Genomic DNA, 17,657 nt, shown 5'->3' with positions numbered 1-17,657 from the left:
TCTGCACGGACTACGCGCCGATCGACGCCTTGGCGGCGTCGATGGCGTCGGACAACTCCTCGGTGTACGTGAAGCCGTCCTCGACGATGGCCATGTCGACCCCGCACTCGCGCTGCCGCGCTCGCAGCAGCGTCTCCTCCAGCGGGGCCACCGGGAAGGCCAGCGGGTCGAGGTCGGGAGCGGAGTCCAGGTCACGGACCAGGAGCCACTTGCTCTGCTCGTCGTAGACGACCACCCCGGCGGCGATTCCCCTGGTCCATTGATCGAAGAGGGTGGCCAGGCTGGTGGCGGCGCGAACCGAGTCCCAGGCGTCGGGTGAGATCTCGTAGCGCCAGATCTCACCCTCGTGGTCGCCGGCCAGCACGAACGTGTAGAGAACGACATCGAAGAAGAACAATGGCAGTTGGTGCCGCCAGGGAAACGGCGTGCCGATCGACATCCCCAGATACTGGAGCGCGTCACCGTCCTCCGGCCATGGCATCCGCCACCCCACGTCGGGCAGCACCTGCCGGTCGGGCCAGCGCTGCGCGTGCAACCAGGTCAACTGCTCCGCGATGTGATCCACGCCGAAGATCCGCGTGACCTGCGCCGGTGGCTGCCCGGCGGGCGACTCGCCGTAGTCCGGCCAGTCGAGGCCGGCAGCCGTCGCCGCCAGGCGATAGTCGCGTACCGCCGCCCGCAGCACCCGCATGTCATCGAGCACCAGGAAGCTCCTCCGCTGTTAGGGATCACGCGCAGGCTAGCCCGGCAACGGGGGCTTCGGTGCCCGTCAATTCTCTCCTTTCGGGCGCAACGGGATGCATCGATCCCGGTCGCGTTGCCTGTCACGTACGTGAGCGGTTGTACCGCGTGTGACCGTGACCTCTGTGGCCCACGCCCCTTGGCGGATCGCCTGGGCCGAGCGCGAGAACGAGCGCCGGCAGCGCGCGTACCGCGACGCCACCGACGCCTGGCGGCACCGCGGCGACCACCTGGCGCGGCTCCGCATCGAAGCCGCCAGCTTCCTCGGGTGTACGCAGCCCCGCACCGGCCTACCGGTGGAGCTCGACGACGACGAACTCGTCTTCCGCGTCCTCCCCGTCGCCACGCTGGTCGAGGCTGAGGCGCGGCACGTCCCCGGCCTGCCCAGGCCGGGCGGCTCCTGTTCCTTCGCTGAGCCCTCTTCCGAGGACCTGCCGCCGGGCCTACGGATCGTCGACAGCGGCATGGCCGTGGCGACCAGTCGACGCGTCGCCTTCGGCGGACGGGAGCACCGGCGCGAGTGGCGGTACGCCGATTTGATCGGCCCCGCCCACCACCCCGATGTGCCGGTCACCCTGCTGCCCGACCGCTGTCGACTTGACGGGCTGCTGGTCCCGGCCGGTGCCGTGGTGAACTTCCGCTTCTATCTCACCCTCGCGGCTACCGACGATCGCGCTGCCGTCATCGCGCAGATGGACGCGATGCTGGCCGCGCACCGGGCCGCTCCGCCCGCGCCGCCTCTGCTGGTGGACCCCGACGACGCGCCGCTGACGGCGGTACGCCCCGACCGCCGGGCGCTGGGGGCTGCCGCCGTCGCCGCCGTGGTGGTCGTGACGCTCGGGCCGGGCGCCCTGGGGCCCAATGCTCTGGGGCCCGGCGCGTGGGGTCCTCGCGGGCCGGTGCCCTTGGCGGAGATCGTCGCCTTGGACGTGCCGCAGGGTGGGGCGGTTCTTGTTCCGGCCGGTCCGGTGGCACCCAGGTCGCGGGTCGGTTCCGCCGACAGCGCCGTGTGGAACCCGCCGTCCGTCCCGCTTGTCCGGCCGTCCGCCTCGGCAGATGTCTCCACAGTGCCGTCCCCGGTGGTGGCGGTGGCCCTGCCGCCGGCCGCTACGCCGTCCGTCGTGCCGACCCCGTCGGCCACTTCGGTGCCGACGACAGCCCCTACGACAGCCCCGCCCGCTTCGGCTCCTCCTACGCCGCCCGTCGCGTCGGCCTCGCCGGTGCCAACGGCGACCGCAACGCCGACGGCTACACCTACGCCCTCGCCGGATCCGGGATTGCTGGCTATCTGCCTAGACCCTGTTCAGCTGCCGGTGCTGGATCCGCTGCTCTGCCCGTCTCCGGCGCCCTGATCGACGTCTCTGCCTGCCGTTTGCTCAGTTCATGGCGCTGAAGTCGGGGACGGCGAGGGAGCCGTCCTCCGCGAGGGTGAAGCCCGGGTTCCAGGCGATCTCCCAGAGGTGGCCGTCCGGGTCGGCGAAGTAGCCGGCGTAGCCGCCGTAGAAGGTCTCCCGGGCCGGCTTGGTCACCGTCGCGCCGGCCTTGGTCGCAGTGGCGATCACCTCGTCGACTTCGGCTTGGGAGCGGACGTTCTGGGCGAGGGTCATCGCGCCGGTGCCCGGACCTTCGATGCCCGCGTCCTCGGCGAGCTTGTCGCGGCCCCAGAGGACGAGGGCCAGGCCGCCGGCCTGGAAGAAGACGGTCTCCTCGACCTCCTGGCCTCGCCAGCCGAGCTGCTCGTAGAAGGCTTTCGCGCGGGCCACGTCCGCGACTCCCAGGGTGATGAGGCTGATCCGCTGCTCCATGGTCTTCAACCTAACGCTAGGAGCTCTCTCGCACCCCCTCATCCCATAGCATTGATGCTATGAGGTGGAGCGATGAATGATCGCCTGGACTGGAACGACCTGCGTGAGCGCCGGATGGCGGAGCCGGGAGCGGCCGAGACCTACGAGGCCACCCGGATCGCCTTCGAGCTTGGGCAGGAGGTGCGCCACCTGCGCGAAGGGCACGGCTGGAGTCAGAGCCAGTTGGCCCGTGCCGCTGGCATGACTCAGTCCGCGGTGGCTCGCTTCGAGGCAGGCGGGACCGTGCCGACGTTACCGGTCCTGGCGCGCTTGGCCCGTGCCCTGGATCGGAGGCTGGACGTGAGAATCTCGCCGAGCATGGGGGCGGCTTGACTCCAGGTGAGGCTCACCGTACTGCATGATCCGGACAATCTTTGCGAGAAGGGGCTACTCGTCTGAGGTGTCTGCTGGTTCAAGCCAGTGCCTGCCTGCCGGCCACCGCCAGTCGCTCCCTCGACAGAAGCGGAGCAAAGAAAAAGAGGGGCAGTAGCCTTGCGGCGGGTGCCCCTCTGTGTCTGCCGATAATCATACAGTACCCGACTGGTGCATGGCGGAACGTGGTCTGGAAGGCCTCCTCAACTAGCCTACGCACGTGGCCACCCCCACCGCACCGGGATCATCCGTGACCTACGACCGTAATGCCATCGCCCGCATGATCGACTTCTTCACCATTGATGGCACCCCCTGGCCACGAAGGCTGTGGGACGTTGGCTCGCTATTGGGGCTGGAGGAGCTGTGGGAGGCTGGTTCGTGGGCAGCGCAGAAAGTACTTTCGACTGCCGCTTGTGACTGGCAGCGTAATGAGCTACGGACGATCGTTGGTCCTGATGTCGGACTAGGACAGAAGGAGCTCCGCAGAGAGTTGACGACTCTGCTCGCCGCGCCATTGCCCGATCCGAGCCCAGCTCGACGGCGGCTCAAGGAGCTTATCGAGCATGCACGTTCGGGCTATGTGGATCGTTGGGCGGCAGCGGTTGATACAACTCCCGCTGAACGGCCCAAGCCGGAGAGGCTTGCACGGACGGTTGCCTCGCACCTTTTGGATCTCGGCTACGACGCCAACCATCTTGCGGCCTGGGCCAACGAGCTCAATGCGCGCCAGGCAACCGCGCTCGAGGTCGTGCAATCCGCTGCGACGTTGGCCAAAGCGTCTGAGCATTCGTTCGATGTGCTTGTGGTCCTACTTGCCGTGCCGGAGCGACCCCTCGCCGAGCAGCAGCCGAACTGGACCGCCAAAGGCAAAGTCATCGAATGGCTGAAAGAGCACAATTTCAGTGTTCAGGGCCTCCGGGTTGGTGGGGGCTTCCGCTACCAAGTGAACGCGCTGGATGCGTATGGTGCGGCTAATCAGGCCCGCGAGATGGTCGAGCGGATGGTAGCGCGCTCGTCATTCCAGCGGAGCAATCGCGGCGGCATCGTCGCTGCGCCAAATATATGGGTCGGCGGTCATCCTCAACCGATTTCACTGCTCCCTCCAGCCCGGGGAGCTAACATTCTCGCTCTGGTTCACGAGGGGCACCTCTATCGAGTCGATGGAGAGCGGAGGCTGATTGATGACGCGCTGGAGTTGGCGGCGCCGCTCAACCAGGGCGCGCTAGGCCCTGCGGTCGCTGGCGGCTGGGCGGCCGTGGAATCGCTGTTGACTCACCCTGACGATCCCCAGGAAGAAGAGCGCTCTGGCAAGGCCGTCGCTGCCGATCGTCTCGCGGCGATCATTGCCTGCTCCTGGCCGCGAGCCGAGCTGACGGCATTGGCGCACCGTCACAGCCCGGCGCAGCCTGATGAGCTCAGCGCAGCTTTGGACGGCTGTACTACCAATATCGAGCGAGCGCGAACAGTGGCGGAAGGACTCAAGTCCGGATCGCTGCGCCCCCGACCGTCCGGACGCAAGCTTCAACGGCACAGCGACATGGCAGCAATCGACCGGATGGCCCGCGTCGTTGACGATCCACGTCGGGAGCTGAACGAGGCGGTCAAAACATTCAGGGTCGCTTTACGAAGGTTGTACCGGACCCGAAACATCGTTCTACATGGCGGTTCAACCAAGGGCGTGGCCTTGCAAGCCACCTTACGTATCGGCGCCCCCTTGGTCGGTGCCGGTCTAGACAGGTTGGCGCACGCTGCGCTTACCGAGGGAATTCGTCCACTCGACTTGGCTGCCCGGGCAGAGCTTGCTCTGAAGTTGGTTGGTGGGGAGACTGCACTGTCTGTTGTTGAGTTGCTAGAACCAAGACGTGGGTAGCGTTCAGAAATAGGAAAAGGGGCAGCGACCGGACTTGCCGGTGGGTGCCCCTTTAATCCTTGGTGAAGCCGACCTGGCAGGCCCCAATCGGTCCGTTGCTCATTGTGCGCAGCCCGTTAGCGTCGATCGTTGGTTGTCAGTCCGCTGTGTTCGTTGGGCGGATGGATTGGAGCCAAACGCGAGGACCGCCATTGTCGAGTTGCCAGAAGCTCCAGCCGTTGCGGTTGTCGTTAACACTGGGGTTGAGGTGGCGGACGACCGCGCGCGCCGCACCTGTAGGAGTCTTGAAGGACTCGCCCTTGAGTGGCCCGTCGGTGATTTCTACCCGGGCCGGGGCGAAGTAGAGGCCGCGCGTTCGGTGCCCCTCGTAATCAGCGTAGATCGGTACGCCGCCGGCAGCGCGGGTCGGCTCCTCGCTGCCAAGTGGGCTGTCGGCGACCAATCGCCTCACGATTTCACCCTCCGTAACGTGCGCCATCCGTGCCGCGAACGCCACGAAGCGTTTGGTGCTGTCGTCCACCTCGATCGTTGCCATCCTTGACCCTCCTTGCAAAGAAGCTAGCGAAGCAAGAAGAGAAAATCAAGTAGATCAAGCAAGATCAGCGCTCCTTGCGGCCGGTGTTGGGGCCGAGCTGGGTCCCGCCCGAAGTTGGACGTCAGTCAGTTGCGTCCCATACGCAGCCCCGGGATGTCAGCTAGGCGGCGATGGTTCGGGCGGTGGTGTAGACGTCGGCGGGTAGGGCGTGGTGGAGCTGCCACAGGACGCGCATGGGTCGGTCACCGGTGTGCGAGTCGTACGTCGTGGTGCCGGCGTACAGGTAGGGCGGTGCGCCCAGGTCGCGGTCGGCGATGCGGGTCTCCCGAATGAAGAGGTGCACTGTCGACCCACCTGACGTGTAGCGCTGCCCGGTCGCCGACGCCGACGAAGTGGTGCTTTGCGACTCCCACTGGAACAGGGTGTCGGTGATGGCCCGGTCGGCGTACATGGTGGTGGGGGAGTAGTGCGCTTCCGACTTGACCAGGGTGACGAAGAACAGGTCCGCCTGGGCGTCGGGCAGCCACTTCACCCCCTCGCGTAGCGATCCCGGGTTGGTCATGCCGAAGGCGGCGCATGCCTCGTTGCGGCTGTACCGGGCGTGCACCCGCAATGGCACCGCCCCCGCCGCGAGCGTGGGCGTGACCCGGTGGATGCGGTCCCGCAGGACCTCGGCGACCTGCCGCAGCTCGGCGCAGCGGGCCGGCTCCTTCCACAGCCGCGCCAGCCGTTCGTCGCGTGTCGCAAGCGGGGCGTTCGGCCCCCAGAGGCTGAAGTGCAGCATGTCGAGCAGTCGGCTGTTGCCCGCGTACACCTGCTGACCTGGCGCGGGCGGTCCGGCCGCAACCTTCGTCAGCAGCTCCAGCCGGTCGACGTCGTCGGTGTGCAGCATGCGACCGATGGCCCGGCCCAACTCCCGGTCGTCCGGGCCGGGCGCGGCCGTCTCGACGCCGGCGAGCCGCCGCAGCCCGGTCCAGCCGCCGATGCTGGCTGATCGGTACACGTCCTCGATCTCCAGGCCGGTCTCATGCAGGAACGTCGCCAGGGTGACGTCGCCGAGTTGCCGCAGCTCAGACACCAGGCCGGCCTTCGAGGTGGGCAATGCGCTCTTCAAGTTGGCGAGGACCAGGTCCTTTGCCACCCGGTCCAACTCGATGTGGCAGCCGCTGGGCAGGCTCGGGAAGTCTTCGCGGACCGCCTCGGTGATTGCCCGTCGGCTCACCCCGGTCAGGGCACGCCACCGTAGGTCGAAGCGGAAGTTGGCGTTCTGCCCGCCGATGAAGTCGAGGACCGTGAGGCAGGGCTTGTCGTCGTCGAGCCGCAGACCACGGCCGAGCTGTTGCAGGAAGATCGTGGCGCTCTCGGTGGGTCGCAGCATCAGGATCGTGTCGACCATCGGCAGGTCAACGCCCTCGTTGAATAGGTCCACTGTGAAGAGCACCCGCAGCGTGCCGGCCTTGAAGTCCCGCAACAGCCCGGCGCGATCGGTGCCAGCGCGCGAGGTCACCGCCGCAGACGGCACGCCGTGGTCGTTGAACCACTTGGCCATGAACTCGGCGTGCCCGATGCTCACGCAGAACCCGAGCGCCCGCATCCGCCCGACGTCCACCTTGTCGCTGACCGCGCGCAACACCGACCGCGCCCGTGCGTGGTTGCCGGTGTAGACGACGTCCAGCTCCGCCGGGTCGTAGCCCTGGCCGCGTTTCCAGGCGAGGTGCGACAGGTCCACGTCGTCGTGCAGCCCGAAGTACTGGAACGGCGACAACAACTGCCGCTCCAACGCGTCCCACAGGTGCAGCTCAACTGCCGCGCGCCCGTCGAACCACCGGCGCACGTCGCCGCCGTCGGCCCGGTCGGGGGTCGCGGTCAGTCCCAGGAGTACGCGGGGACGCAGCCGCTCCAACAATCGCGTGTACGTCGGCGCCTCGGCGTGATGGAACTCGTCCACGATCACCATGTCGTACGCCTCGGGGTCGACCTCGCGCCGGTGCAGCGACTGGATGGAGGCGAAGACGTGCTTCCAACCGTTCGGCTTCTCGCCCGCGACAAGCGTCTCGCCGAAGCTACCGTCGCCCATGACCTGCCGGAACGTGGACAGGCTCTGCCGCAGGATCTGCTCCTGATGAGCGACGAAGAGCAGCGAGTCTGCTCGTTTCGCCTTGTGCAGCCGGCGATAGTCCAGGGCGGCGACGACGGTCTTGCCGGTGCCCGTCGCCATCACCACCAGGTTGCGCCAGCGCCCGTGCACCAGGCGCTCGGCGTCCAGGTCGGCAAGGATCTCCGCCTGGTACGGGTACGGGCGCACGTCCAGGTTCGAGATCGCGGTCGGTGCGTCGTCGCGGCGTTCCCCGCTCAACGCATGTCGTAGCCGGTCGGCGTCCCTGGTCGCGTCGTACGCCTCGAACGCCGGATCGTTCCAGTAGTCCTCGAACGTCGCCGTGAACGTGTCGATGACGTGCGGCTGCTCGATGTTCGAGATGCGGACGTTCCACTCCACGCCGTCCACCAGCGCGGTCTTCGACAGGTTCGACGAGCCGACGTAGGCAGTGGTGGTGCCGTTGGTGCGGCGGAAGAGCCACGCCTTGGCGTGTAGGCGCGTGGTCCGCGTCTCGTACGACACTTTGACCTCTGCGCCCAGCTCCTTGAGCCGGTCTAGCGCTCGCTGATCGGTAGCGCCGAGGTAGGTGGTGGTGATGACGCGGACCTTGCCGCCTCGGTCGATCAGGTCTCGGATGGCGTGCTCGACGATGCGCAGGCCGTACCACTTGATGAACGCGCAGAGCAGATCGACGCTTTCGGCCGACGCCATCTCATGGTTGACCTCGTGGCCGATGCGGGGCTGGTGGCGGCCGTTGACCAGCAGCGCGCCGGTGGACAGGGGAGTCGTGGGGCGCTGCGGGAAGGCTGGCAGCGCCGGTGGGGTTGGCGGGGCGGCGATGGCGTGGAGCAGGTGTTTGGCGTCGGTGACCTGGTCCTGATCCGTCGCTGCCTTGGGGCTCACGGTGGAGATGGCTTCCGCGATCTGGTTCGCCATCGCGATCTGGTGGTGGAGCTTGTCGTCGCCGTTGGGGACGGACTGAAGGGCGCGGGCGGCCAGGGTGGCGATGTGACGGGCGAGGGTGTTGTGCGCGTCGGCAGGGTCGAGGTTGTGGTGCTGGACCAGGGCGGGGTCGACGTGCTGGAGGCGGTCAGCCAGCTCGCGGGTGATCAGGTGCTCGTACACACCCCGCTCAAGATCCGTCATTCAGGCAATCTAATCGGTCGTGGCGCTTCGGGACCGTCCCTGGTTCATGTCTCTTCGCATGTGTCGGTTCGCCGACAGGCGCATTTGACGACGGCTTGGCACGAGCTCGGCGAAGGGCTTCCAACGGGCTTCAGGGTCATTTTCTCGCACTGATTGGAGGCGGTCCGCGAACTCGCCCGCAACACTGGGCGAGTTGCTAATAAGCGGCGCGACGGCAGCGATCATCTTCAGCTCGCGGGCTTCTCGCAAGACTGGCCATGACTGGTCCGAGGTCACGTCGTAGCCGTATGCGGTAGCCAACCCTTCGTGTAGGCCCGTGCCCCCGAACCGTGCCTCGCCTACCGCCACCGCTGCCAGGTCAACCTGCCATGGACCAATGCACGTGGCATCGAAGTCACATATCACCGTCCGGCCCGATGCCTCTCGCAACAGGTTCCCGACATGGGCATCCCCGTGGACTAGCTTCGGCTCATCCCGTTGGTTGAGCGCAATCAGTTGCGGCTCCAGGCGATCGCACCACCTCACGAGAAAATCACGGTCATGCGGATCGAGATCCTCGGCGTCAGCCAAGCGTCGTCGGGCGTCTCCGACCGGATTCCACGCCGGGAGCGCGATGGAAGCCGCGTCAAGAGCATGGAGCTGGCGCAACACACGGCCGAGATCCTCCACCGTCGGAGCTGACTGGGACGGAGACGGCGGAACGTAGGACCAGACTGAGGCAGCGAAGTCGCCAACTCGCACGGGTTGCTCGACACCGGGCGCAAGCCGGACCGTCGGTGCGTCGATGCGAGCAAACCAATGCCCAAGCTGAACTACCTTGGTCACCCGGTCAAGGAGCTGATGGGTTCGTGCGAGCCGGATGACGATTCCGGCTCGGGGCAATGCGAAGACGGCGTTGTTGGTCATTTGCAGCAACTGGGCGGCTTCAGTAGAAACGCCAAGGGTGGCGGCGGTGTCTCGCATCGCCGCCGTCATGGCTTCCTCGGAGAACCGCCCGCTCATGCGGCCATCGCGGCCTGGGTAGTGAGAGCCCGCTCGAACGCGGCCACCTTCGGAAGCTCTCGATGCCGAGCGAGATCACGACGCAGATTGACTACTCGATCGATGACCCGCTTAGAGCTCATCGCTTGTGCCTGCTTGAGCACCCGCACTCCAACGACAAGCGCCTGCTCGGGCTCATCGGCCAAGAACAGTGCGCTGCACAGCCCGACCTCGTTGAGCACGGTGCTGCGCACGTTGGCGGCGCCGAACGCGGTGATGGAATCCCTGCCCCAGCGCACCGCCTCGGACGCGTACCTCCGGTCTCGCCGTGCCATGTCTCGGTAAACCCGCCCGTACTGAGCCAACAGTTCACCGCGGTCGTAGAAGCCCAGCCAGGCAGGTTCGTGGTCCTTGTTGATGCGCTCGAATTGATCGCTCGCCTTGCCGAGTGTATTCACAGCGGTCTGGTCGTCACCTAGTGCCGCGAGGGAGGCTGCTTCCGCGCCCCACAGCAGGGCTTTGGCCGCCGGGGTCGCATGCGACCCGAGCTGTGCGCAGGTGAGTTGCAGTGTCGCGAGGGCATCCCTGTTATGCCGAAGATGTTGAAGCTGCTTGGCCTGCGCGTACCGAATCATCGCGACGAGCGGGGCGTTCTCAGCAGTCAACGCGGCGCGCTCGCCGGCGACGAAGTGCCGCTGCGCGTCGTCATGCTTTCCCGCGTCGAGCGCGGTCCAGCCGGCCAGTTGCCGGGCTGTTGCCACCGCTGCGATGAGGGGCGATGTAAGCCCAGCCGGATGCGACCAATCAAGCATCCGGTACACCGATTCGGCGAACCGAGCCACCTCTCGATACAGCAGGCCGCCGCCAGACTCCCGGTCCACCGACCGGTACAGCTCCAGCACGGCGTTCAGCCGAGCGATATCCGCTGTGCCGATCCGCCGAGGCTGGACAACTTCGCTGCCGCTGAGCAGACCCGCGCCCGCAGCGACGGCGGCGATACCGGCCAACAGGGCCCGTCGACCCTCATCTGGCCCAGCACCGTGTGAGTCGGTTGAGGCGCGGGCCCTTCCGGGTTTCTCGGCCGACCGCTGAGGCTGTCCAGGAAGGGTGAACCAGAGGCAGGAAGCGGGTATCCCGAGAAGCTGTGCCCAGTGCGCCAGTCGGTCCAGGTGCACCAGCGGGGGGCCGTTCTCCACCCGACTCAACTGTGCCTGCGTGATCCCCAACCACCCCGCCACCACGGACTGCGGCAGGGCGACCCGCCCGTGATACGGATGGCACCGGTACGCCCGGATGACCCGCCCCAGATGCCGCTCGGCCAGCGCGAGTCGCACCGGCTCGTGCTCCCAGAAGCTCGCCGGCACCTTCGGCGGCACGCTCAACCGGTCTCGCTCGGCGGCCTGGCACGGGGTGCACCGTCCGCTGTCGTTGTCCCGGGCCAGCCGTCCGCCGCACCGAGGGCAGTTCGCGTGGGTCACCGGCGGCTCCGTCCGTCTCGCCTCATCGAGCCTATCCATTGAACACGCTGGGTGGACCACTGGTATACGCGCGACGCATATCGTCAGAGGACCGCCAATAAGCAGCGACTGCTCAGGACGGGCGCGCCGCCCGCAGCGCGTCGATGACCACGCCCCAACGCCCCGGCCCGTTCATCGAGTCCAGTGGCTTTCCGTCGGCCACGACCACGCCGGCGGCGCGCAGCACCTCCAGGTGACCCGCATACGCCGGATGCGCGGCCAGCTCCGCCTTGGTGTGCGGGAACGCGATGATCGGCAGCCCCGCCCCCAGCGACTCGTTGAGGACGCCGAGGGCCAGCGTGTCGTTGATGCCCAGCGCCCACTTCGTCACCGTGTTGAACGTGACCGGGGCGGCCACCACCACATCAGCCGGCGGGTGCGGCTCGGGGTCGCCGGGCATCCGCCACTCCACGCGTACCAGATAGCCGGTCTTGTCTTGTAACGCAGCCCGGTCGATCCACGGCGCGGCGGTGGGGCTGACGATCATGCAGACCCGCCACCCGTCGGCGATCAGGAGGTCGACCAGCTCGTCGATGTGTTCCGCCGGTCCCGCCGCGCAGACGACCAGATACAGCACCGGGCGTTCCGTCATGCCCGCAGTGTGCCCGATTCGACAGTCGCGGCGTGGAGCGCATACCGATCAGGTATGCCGTCAACGATCACCGTGACATGCCGTTGTGCCTGGTCAGCCGCGACAGTCGATGCCTGGCCCGGGGCGGGTGCTCGGCCTCGGAATTGCGCCGGCCCTCAACGGCGCAGCGCCTCCCGCCCCGGTGCCAGCCAACGAGTCGACTTGGAGCCGGCATGCCCACCGTGACCGATGACGACCATCCAGCTCGCGTGGGCCTGGCCGCCGCCTGGGAGTCGGTCGATGTGCGGGCCGCCGCCGACTTCTGGTGCACTGTCGAAGATCGCCGAGCTGGGCTTCTCCCGCAGCGCGACGCGCCGCTGTTCTTCACCGCGCTGGGCCGCCTCCTCGTCGGCGACGACGACGGCGACGACCCGGCGAGTCGGGCGGCGCTGCTGCGGGTGCTCGGCCGCGCGTACCGTCACTTCGACCTGCTTCCGCACGCCACCACCATCGGCGACGCGTTGCTCGCCACCGTCGCCCGCCACGCACGCCCACTGTGGACGCCGCAGCTCACCGTCACCGCCGAGCGCGCCCTGTGCCGCGCCACGCCCGCCATCCGCCGCGCCGCCGCGCAGGCCGGCGACGGCCGGGCCTGGTGGCACGTCGAGGTGATCGGCCATGACCGACCGTCGCCCGACATCGCCATCCTGACGGTACGTCCCTGGCGGCGACTGCCCTTCCAGCCAGGTCAGACCGTGCCGGTCTGCACGCCGCGCCTGCCGGGTCACTGGCGCTGGTTCTCGCCGGCCAACGCCCCACGCGCGGACGGCACCGTCGAGCTGCACGTCCGCGCCGTACCCGCCGGCACCGTCTCCCACCGCCTGGTCCATCGGGTACGCCCCGGCGAGCTGCTCTGGCTCGGCCCACCCGTCGACACCGGCCTGAGCCTCGACCCGGCGAACACGAACGATCTGCTGCTCGTCGCCGGTGGCATTGGCCTGGCGCCGCTGCGCGCCCTGGTCGAACAGGTCGCCGCCGCACCGGACGGCCGGCGGGTGACGCTGATCGTCGGCGCGCGCACCTTCACCGACCTGTATGACTCGATCACCCTCGACAAGTTGCAGTGCGCCCACGACTGGCTGACCGTCGTGCCGGCCCTCTCCGACGACCCCTGCGCCGACCCGACCGAGCGGGGCGACGCCCTGACCATCGCCCTCGACCATCACCAGCCGGATCAGGACATCTACCTCTGCGGCCCACCCGCGATGCTGACCGCCGCGCGGTCACGGCTGCCCGCCCTCGGCATCCCCGCCGCGCGCATCCACCTGCCCAGGGGCTTCACCTGCTGATGGTGTGCCTACCGGACGAACTCCGACCGGCCCGCGCATGCGCGCCGCTCATGATCCTCGACGTTCGGTTACCAGTTGGCACTGAGCTGCGTGACGGCCTGGCGGAAGCGCCGCGGCGGCAGGACGGCCCGGAGCTTGTCGGCAGCGTCAGCGAAGTCCGAGATCGTGGTGACGCAGCCGTGACCGAGGTGGGCGAGCCGGATGACGCCAAACCGCTCAACCACGAGCGCCTGGGACAGCGGGACGGTGTGCACGTTCCCGTCGCCATCCACTGTCGAAATCGCGTCGATGCCAATGACCAGCTTGGCCTTGTTGTGGAGCCGCTTGGAGAACGGCGGCCTGACAACCTCACCTGCTGGCACGAAACGGGTGGTCCGGCAGGAGTCCTCGGTGGCGCGAGGAAGGTTGGGTTTCGACCCGTACGGTACGACGATCATGGCGCTTGAGAGCCAGCCCGACACGATGTCCCGCGTCGCTTGCGGAGTAAGCCCAGTCAGCTCGCTGAGTGATTCCGAGCCGTAGATCTCAGCCGTGCCGAGCAGCTCCTGGCGGGTCAAGGGTTGAAGGTCGCTGATCGACTGCATCCATTCGATGTCGCCCTCCATGGTCATGCGTCCCGTTGGCACCCGGTCAGCGAGCTCCTCTCGATCAATCCCATCGGCGACAAGCCGTTGCAGCTCGGCCCAGAGCAGCTCCGCCGCGACGGTGGCGTCGAACTTCTTGGCTTTCTTGCCGAAGTCTGGCGTGACCCTCAACCCGAGCTCGTGCCGCGTACTGTCGACGACCTCGCACATGAATTCCGCACCAATGGCCACCCCGGCCTCGTCTACCGCCTCAGCGACTCGCGACCGCAGTGCCCACATCAGATCGACCGCTTCCGCGCTGGGTTCGACACCGACCATCAGCGCGACACCACGGACCTCGTCGGCGTACCAGATCGGTCCCATCTGGTTGTTGACGAGTGGCGTGCTGCGGGTGACTCGCGGGCCAGTGGGCAACGGGAGTCGCATCGCCTGAGGCGGTTCGCCCGTCACTGTGAGAACCGCGTTTCCGCTGGTGAAGAACCTCTCGACGTACCGTCGGATCTCGTCCGCCGTGAAGAGCCTGTAGTCCACCGCGGGCCAGCGCGACAGGCCGTGTCCGCTCGGCCCGAAACGCCGCGACAGCAGCGCTCCCCACGGGTCGCGTAGCCCTTCTTCGATGTTCGACATGTACCGGCTGTCCGCATCGAGGCCCTCGACCGCGTCGGACAGATCCTCCGGCGGAAGATTGCTGATAGCCGAGCAGATGGTGGCGAAATGCCTCACGACCTGATCAGGTGGGCCGCCTGCGAGGAATGACGTGTCGTTCATCCATGTGTTGTCCTGGTGATTCTCCGCGACGTGATCCTCGGTCCAGTCCACCAGGTGCTGGACGAGATGGGTCAGGCCGATGGAGTCGATCTCTTCGTCGCGGGCGCCGCACCCAAAGATCAACGACGCGGCCAGGGTGCCAGGCGCATTGCGTTGGATGACAGTAACTCCGTCTATCTCCTCACGCCGCATGAGCGGATCGTAAAGTGACCGGTCAAGCCAAGGGCTGAGGCGTTCGACCGAGGCGGTGCCGTTGGGTCAACTGTTGGTGTCGCCGAACTCGCGTACCCCGTCCACGTCCAGCGTGATCCGCCCGTTCTCGGTCCACTGGCCGCTGGCGGCGAGCCAGCTCGGGTCGTCGCGCTCGTCGATGGTGCTCCAACTGTGCCGGTGGTGCCGAAGCTGGATCGGCCCGGTCGACTGGCCCGGCGCGAGCGTGCCGTCGGTGAAGGTCAGCTCCACCCAGCCGGGGACCGGCGTTCCCGGGGCCGGGTACGGCGGTGCCGGCGTCGACAGCACCGACGGCCCGCCCGGCGGGAGGAAGAACTGCACGGTCTGCTGGATCCGGTGACAACCCAGTGCGGCCCAGTCGCAGTTCGGCACCAGCGAGGTGTTGCCGCCCTCGAAGCGCAGGTGGTAGCGCACCTGCACGGTGCTCAGGTCGAGCGGCGCGGTGCCGGTGTTGGTGACCTTCAGGAGGTGCTGGATCTGGTTGTTCGTCGCTGACCAGTCGAGGTTGAGGTAGCTGACCGTCGCGCGACCGTAGGCGGTGCGCACGGTGGTGGCGGGTGAGGTGTCCGAGTAGCCGCCGAGCGCGCGGGCGGCAACCGCGATCCGGTACGTCGTGCCGGGTGCCAGGTCGGTCAGCGTGATCGTGGTGTCGGTGGTGGCGCCGAGGAAGCGGTACGTGTTCGGCCCCAGCGGCACCTGCACCTCATAGTTGATCGGCTGCTCCGCGCCGGGCTCGCTCCAGGCGGAGGGCGTCCAGCTGAGCGTGAGCTGATGTGGTTCGTTGACCACCACCGTGGGGGTGCCCGGGGTGCTGATCGCTGGGCCGTCGGCGCGGGCGGCGTTGACGGCGAGCAGGCTCGCCAGCGCGGCGAGGGCGATGGTGGCGGTGACGCGGCGAGCGGACATAACCGAATGGTATGCATGGACATCGATGCCAATCCATCGTCCGTCAGTTCAGTGACGCGCCGACGACGGATCCAGTCCATGACGGGACGTAGTCGGCTTGGAGATAATGCCTGCGCTACGCCGTAGGAACCGATCAGCCGGTGCAGGTGCCCTGCGAAGCGCGTGAGCCGCTGCACCGGCTGGATGGTCGGCTCAGGAGCCGCCTTGGCGCTGGACCCGCCCGTCGCCCGAGACCTTGGCCCGGCCCAGATCGCGTTCGGTGCCGGCCGGGCCGGTCGCGGTACGGCGGTGCCGTTGGTCGGGCGAGTGCTCCACGGGCGAGCCCTGGCGGCCCCGAGCGCCGCTGCCCGAATGCCGCCGGCCTCGCGCCGACTCGCCGCCGCTGTCGTGTTTGTTCTGCTTGTGACTACCCATGGACCGCGCGTACCCGGTCACTGTGCGGCTAGTCCTGAACCCTCGTCAGCTCCAGCGGCCTCACGGATTCCAATAGACGAGGACCCTGGCCTGGTCGAAACGTCGCTCCTTCAGGTCGGCACGCTGGATCACCCAGTGGATGCTCGCGCCACCCTGTCTGCCGCCGTGAAACTCGGCCAGCACAACCCAGTCACCATGGTCGGGTCCCCCACCACCACCCCCCGACTTGTCGTACCCCGACCGGCCCGAGGGGTGGGCGCCCAACCAGGCGGGGTTGAAACCGTTGCAGTCAGTGCCGTAGCCGCCCAACAGCAGTGGCGTCGGGCCCCCGGCGGAGAACATGCCGTCCGGCACTTTGCGCAGGACGGCCTGCCACACCTCGGTCATCTGTTCGAACGGGGGATCTCCCGGCAGCGGCGGCGACCACGGGGGCCCCGGGACCGTCTTGACGTAGGGCAGAGAGATGTCGACGGTGAGGTGCAGATCGCCCTGCGGGATCTCGTAATAGACCTCCGCGTACTCGTCGTCGTCCGGAGGGAAGTCGGGCGGATACTGCGCTCGCTCCTCGACCGCCACGTCTGCCGGCACATATCTGACCTCGCCCCAGCCGCTTTCTTCGGGCCAGCCGAACAGCAGCAGTTGGCCGTCGGACGGTAGTGGAAGATCGGTCACGTCTGCCGGAAGAGCAGCGCAGTCGATGGTGGCGATCAGGGGATACTCGGGGTCCTCGGCGTCGGCCGGAAGCATCACGGGTCCGCGGATAACGCCCACGACCGGTCCGTCACCCCCCTGTGTCAGTAGGGCGGAGGGGCGGGCGAGCCCCAGCCAGCGCTCCACGTCGGCGGCGGGTACGCCGCGGTGCAGCGCCTCGGCACGGACCTGATCGATGATCTTCACGTTTCGGGGAAGCACGGGAGAACCGTAGGTCAACCGTGCGACGTTCTCGACCCCGCCGGATGCTGGCTGCCCGCAAGACAGGCGCACCTGCAATCGATACCGCGATTTGCCGTCGGCGGGCGGCAGGTGGAAGCGCCCGACCATAGCCTCCGAACCACGGAGTTCCGCGAGCGCGCGATCTGTGGGAGGCGACCATGCAGACGACCGAAGGTGTGGTGTTGCCGGGGGAGCGGGCCCCGGTCAGGTTCAACATGGACAGGTGGCGGGCTGGGCTACCACCGGATGCGTGGCCCGACACGCTGCCGGCGACCGGCGAGCTCTGGCGGCGCGACGTCTTCGCGGTGGCCGACGCGTACCGGGCGGGGTCCGCGAGCCCACGGCAACTACTGACGGCCGTGCTGGTCTGGGCTTACGGACCCATCGGGTACGGCCCGTGGCGCGCCGCCAGGTCGCTCGACGCCGACCCCGAGGGCAAGCGCCTGGCGTACGCGCTGGAAGAGGTGTCCACGCCAGCGCCCGACGAGGACGCGCTGCGCACGGCGTACCGCCGCTTCCGCGACCCCGACCACGCTCGTCTGCCCTGGTTGGGGCCGGGCCTGTTCACGAAGGTTCTCTACTTCGCCGGCTACCGGCGCGGGGCGGGCGGTGTGCAGCCTCTGATCCTCGACCGTGTGGTGGCCGGCCAACTCCCCGCCGAGGCGGGTGTCGGCCGGCGCAACGGCTGGTCATCCGAGGAGTGGCTGGCCTATCTGCGGTGGGTGGCCGATCAGGCCCGGGTCAGGGGAGTGGAGCCGGACTCGGTGGAGATGGGGGTAGTGCCCGACCGCTGAGGT

At 67.8% G+C, this 17,657-nt stretch carries 16 protein-coding genes; 5 read left to right on the top strand and 11 right to left on the bottom strand.

Annotated elements, in window-relative coordinates; genetic code table 11:
• Nucleotides 1–10 precede the first annotated feature (10 nt).
• A complete protein-coding gene (locus AB0B48_RS02950) occupies nucleotides 11–703 on the bottom strand; it encodes a hypothetical protein (RefSeq protein ID WP_357195013.1) in 693 nt (230 codons plus the stop codon).
• 163 nt (nucleotides 704–866) lie between these two features.
• Here AB0B48_RS02950 and AB0B48_RS02945 point away from each other — a divergent pair, with 163 nt between their 5' ends.
• The gene (locus AB0B48_RS02945) at nucleotides 867–2,093 is read left to right on the top strand and encodes a hypothetical protein (protein WP_357195010.1); all 1,227 of its coding nucleotides are present in this window, start codon (nucleotides 867–869) and stop codon (nucleotides 2,091–2,093) included.
• 24 nt (nucleotides 2,094–2,117) lie between these two features.
• Here AB0B48_RS02945 and AB0B48_RS02940 read toward each other — a convergent pair whose 3' ends face one another.
• The gene (locus AB0B48_RS02940) at nucleotides 2,118–2,546 is read right to left on the bottom strand and encodes a VOC family protein (RefSeq protein WP_357195008.1); all 429 of its coding nucleotides are present in this window, start codon (nucleotides 2,544–2,546) and stop codon (nucleotides 2,118–2,120) included.
• Between the two features lie 72 nt (nucleotides 2,547–2,618).
• On the opposite strand from AB0B48_RS02940, the gene AB0B48_RS02935 reads away from it, so the two are divergent.
• Nucleotides 2,619–2,918, top strand: coding sequence for a helix-turn-helix transcriptional regulator (locus AB0B48_RS02935; RefSeq protein ID WP_357195005.1), 300 nt, complete (start codon nucleotides 2,619–2,621; stop codon nucleotides 2,916–2,918).
• A 259-nt stretch (nucleotides 2,919–3,177) separates the two neighbouring features.
• Entirely contained in the window at nucleotides 3,178–4,827 is a 1,650-nt protein-coding gene (locus AB0B48_RS02930; RefSeq protein ID WP_357195002.1) for an integrase, read from the top strand.
• A 136-nt stretch (nucleotides 4,828–4,963) separates the two neighbouring features.
• On the opposite strand, the gene AB0B48_RS02925 is transcribed toward AB0B48_RS02930, so the two are convergent.
• The 5 genes from AB0B48_RS02925 to AB0B48_RS02905 all read right to left on the bottom strand — a co-directional run bounded on the left by AB0B48_RS02925 (nucleotide 4,964) and on the right by AB0B48_RS02905 (nucleotide 11,696).
• Complete coding sequence (locus tag AB0B48_RS02925; protein ID WP_357194999.1) at nucleotides 4,964–5,362, bottom strand: hypothetical protein; 399 nt, start codon at nucleotides 5,360–5,362, stop codon at nucleotides 4,964–4,966.
• A 160-nt stretch (nucleotides 5,363–5,522) separates the two neighbouring features.
• Nucleotides 5,523–8,606, bottom strand: coding sequence for a DUF3427 domain-containing protein (locus AB0B48_RS02920; RefSeq protein ID WP_357194996.1), 3,084 nt, complete (start codon nucleotides 8,604–8,606; stop codon nucleotides 5,523–5,525).
• 9 nt (nucleotides 8,607–8,615) lie between these two features.
• Nucleotides 8,616–9,608 carry an aminoglycoside phosphotransferase family protein gene (locus AB0B48_RS02915; protein WP_357194993.1) on the bottom strand — a complete coding sequence of 331 codons (993 nt, stop codon included), beginning with the start codon at nucleotides 9,606–9,608 and terminating at the stop codon, nucleotides 8,616–8,618.
• The gene (locus AB0B48_RS02910; RefSeq protein ID WP_357195018.1) at nucleotides 9,605–10,963 is read right to left on the bottom strand and encodes an XRE family transcriptional regulator; all 1,359 of its coding nucleotides are present in this window, start codon (nucleotides 10,961–10,963) and stop codon (nucleotides 9,605–9,607) included. The genes AB0B48_RS02915 and AB0B48_RS02910 overlap by 4 nt, the downstream gene beginning before the upstream one ends.
• A gap of 214 nt (nucleotides 10,964–11,177) precedes the next feature.
• Nucleotides 11,178–11,696 (bottom strand): flavoprotein, encoded by a 519-nt coding sequence (locus AB0B48_RS02905; RefSeq protein ID WP_357194990.1) that lies wholly within the window; start codon nucleotides 11,694–11,696, stop codon nucleotides 11,178–11,180.
• A gap of 212 nt (nucleotides 11,697–11,908) precedes the next feature.
• Between AB0B48_RS02905 and AB0B48_RS02900 the strand changes: the two genes are divergently transcribed.
• Complete coding sequence (locus tag AB0B48_RS02900; RefSeq protein WP_357194987.1) at nucleotides 11,909–13,024, top strand: FAD-binding oxidoreductase; 1,116 nt, start codon at nucleotides 11,909–11,911, stop codon at nucleotides 13,022–13,024.
• 68 nt (nucleotides 13,025–13,092) lie between these two features.
• Here the strand turns inward: AB0B48_RS02900 and AB0B48_RS02895 are convergent, their stop codons facing one another.
• The 4 genes from AB0B48_RS02895 to AB0B48_RS02880 form a co-directional block, all read right to left on the bottom strand.
• Nucleotides 13,093–14,568, bottom strand: a complete 1,476-nt coding sequence (locus tag AB0B48_RS02895) for a hypothetical protein (protein WP_357194984.1) — start codon at nucleotides 14,566–14,568, stop codon at nucleotides 13,093–13,095.
• Between the two features lie 66 nt (nucleotides 14,569–14,634).
• Nucleotides 14,635–15,513: a cellulose binding domain-containing protein gene (locus AB0B48_RS02890; RefSeq protein ID WP_357194981.1), complete on the bottom strand. Its 879-nt coding sequence runs from the start codon at nucleotides 15,511–15,513 to the stop codon at nucleotides 14,635–14,637.
• Between the two features lie 192 nt (nucleotides 15,514–15,705).
• Nucleotides 15,706–15,927 (bottom strand): hypothetical protein, encoded by a 222-nt coding sequence (locus tag AB0B48_RS02885; protein WP_357194978.1) that lies wholly within the window; start codon nucleotides 15,925–15,927, stop codon nucleotides 15,706–15,708.
• A gap of 60 nt (nucleotides 15,928–15,987) precedes the next feature.
• Nucleotides 15,988–16,968, bottom strand: a complete 981-nt coding sequence (locus AB0B48_RS02880; protein WP_357194975.1) for a hypothetical protein — start codon at nucleotides 16,966–16,968, stop codon at nucleotides 15,988–15,990.
• A 50-nt stretch (nucleotides 16,969–17,018) separates the two neighbouring features.
• On the opposite strand from AB0B48_RS02880, the gene AB0B48_RS02875 reads away from it, so the two are divergent.
• Nucleotides 17,019–17,654: a hypothetical protein gene (locus AB0B48_RS02875; RefSeq protein WP_357194972.1), complete on the top strand. Its 636-nt coding sequence runs from the start codon at nucleotides 17,019–17,021 to the stop codon at nucleotides 17,652–17,654.
• Nucleotides 17,655–17,657: the final 3 nt, after the last annotated feature.

The sequence above is a fragment of the Micromonospora sp. NPDC049089 genome (assembly GCF_040648775.1).
GTDB lineage: Bacteria > Actinomycetota > Actinomycetes > Mycobacteriales > Micromonosporaceae > Micromonospora.
This window is presented reverse-complemented; position numbering and strand designations above follow the sequence as displayed.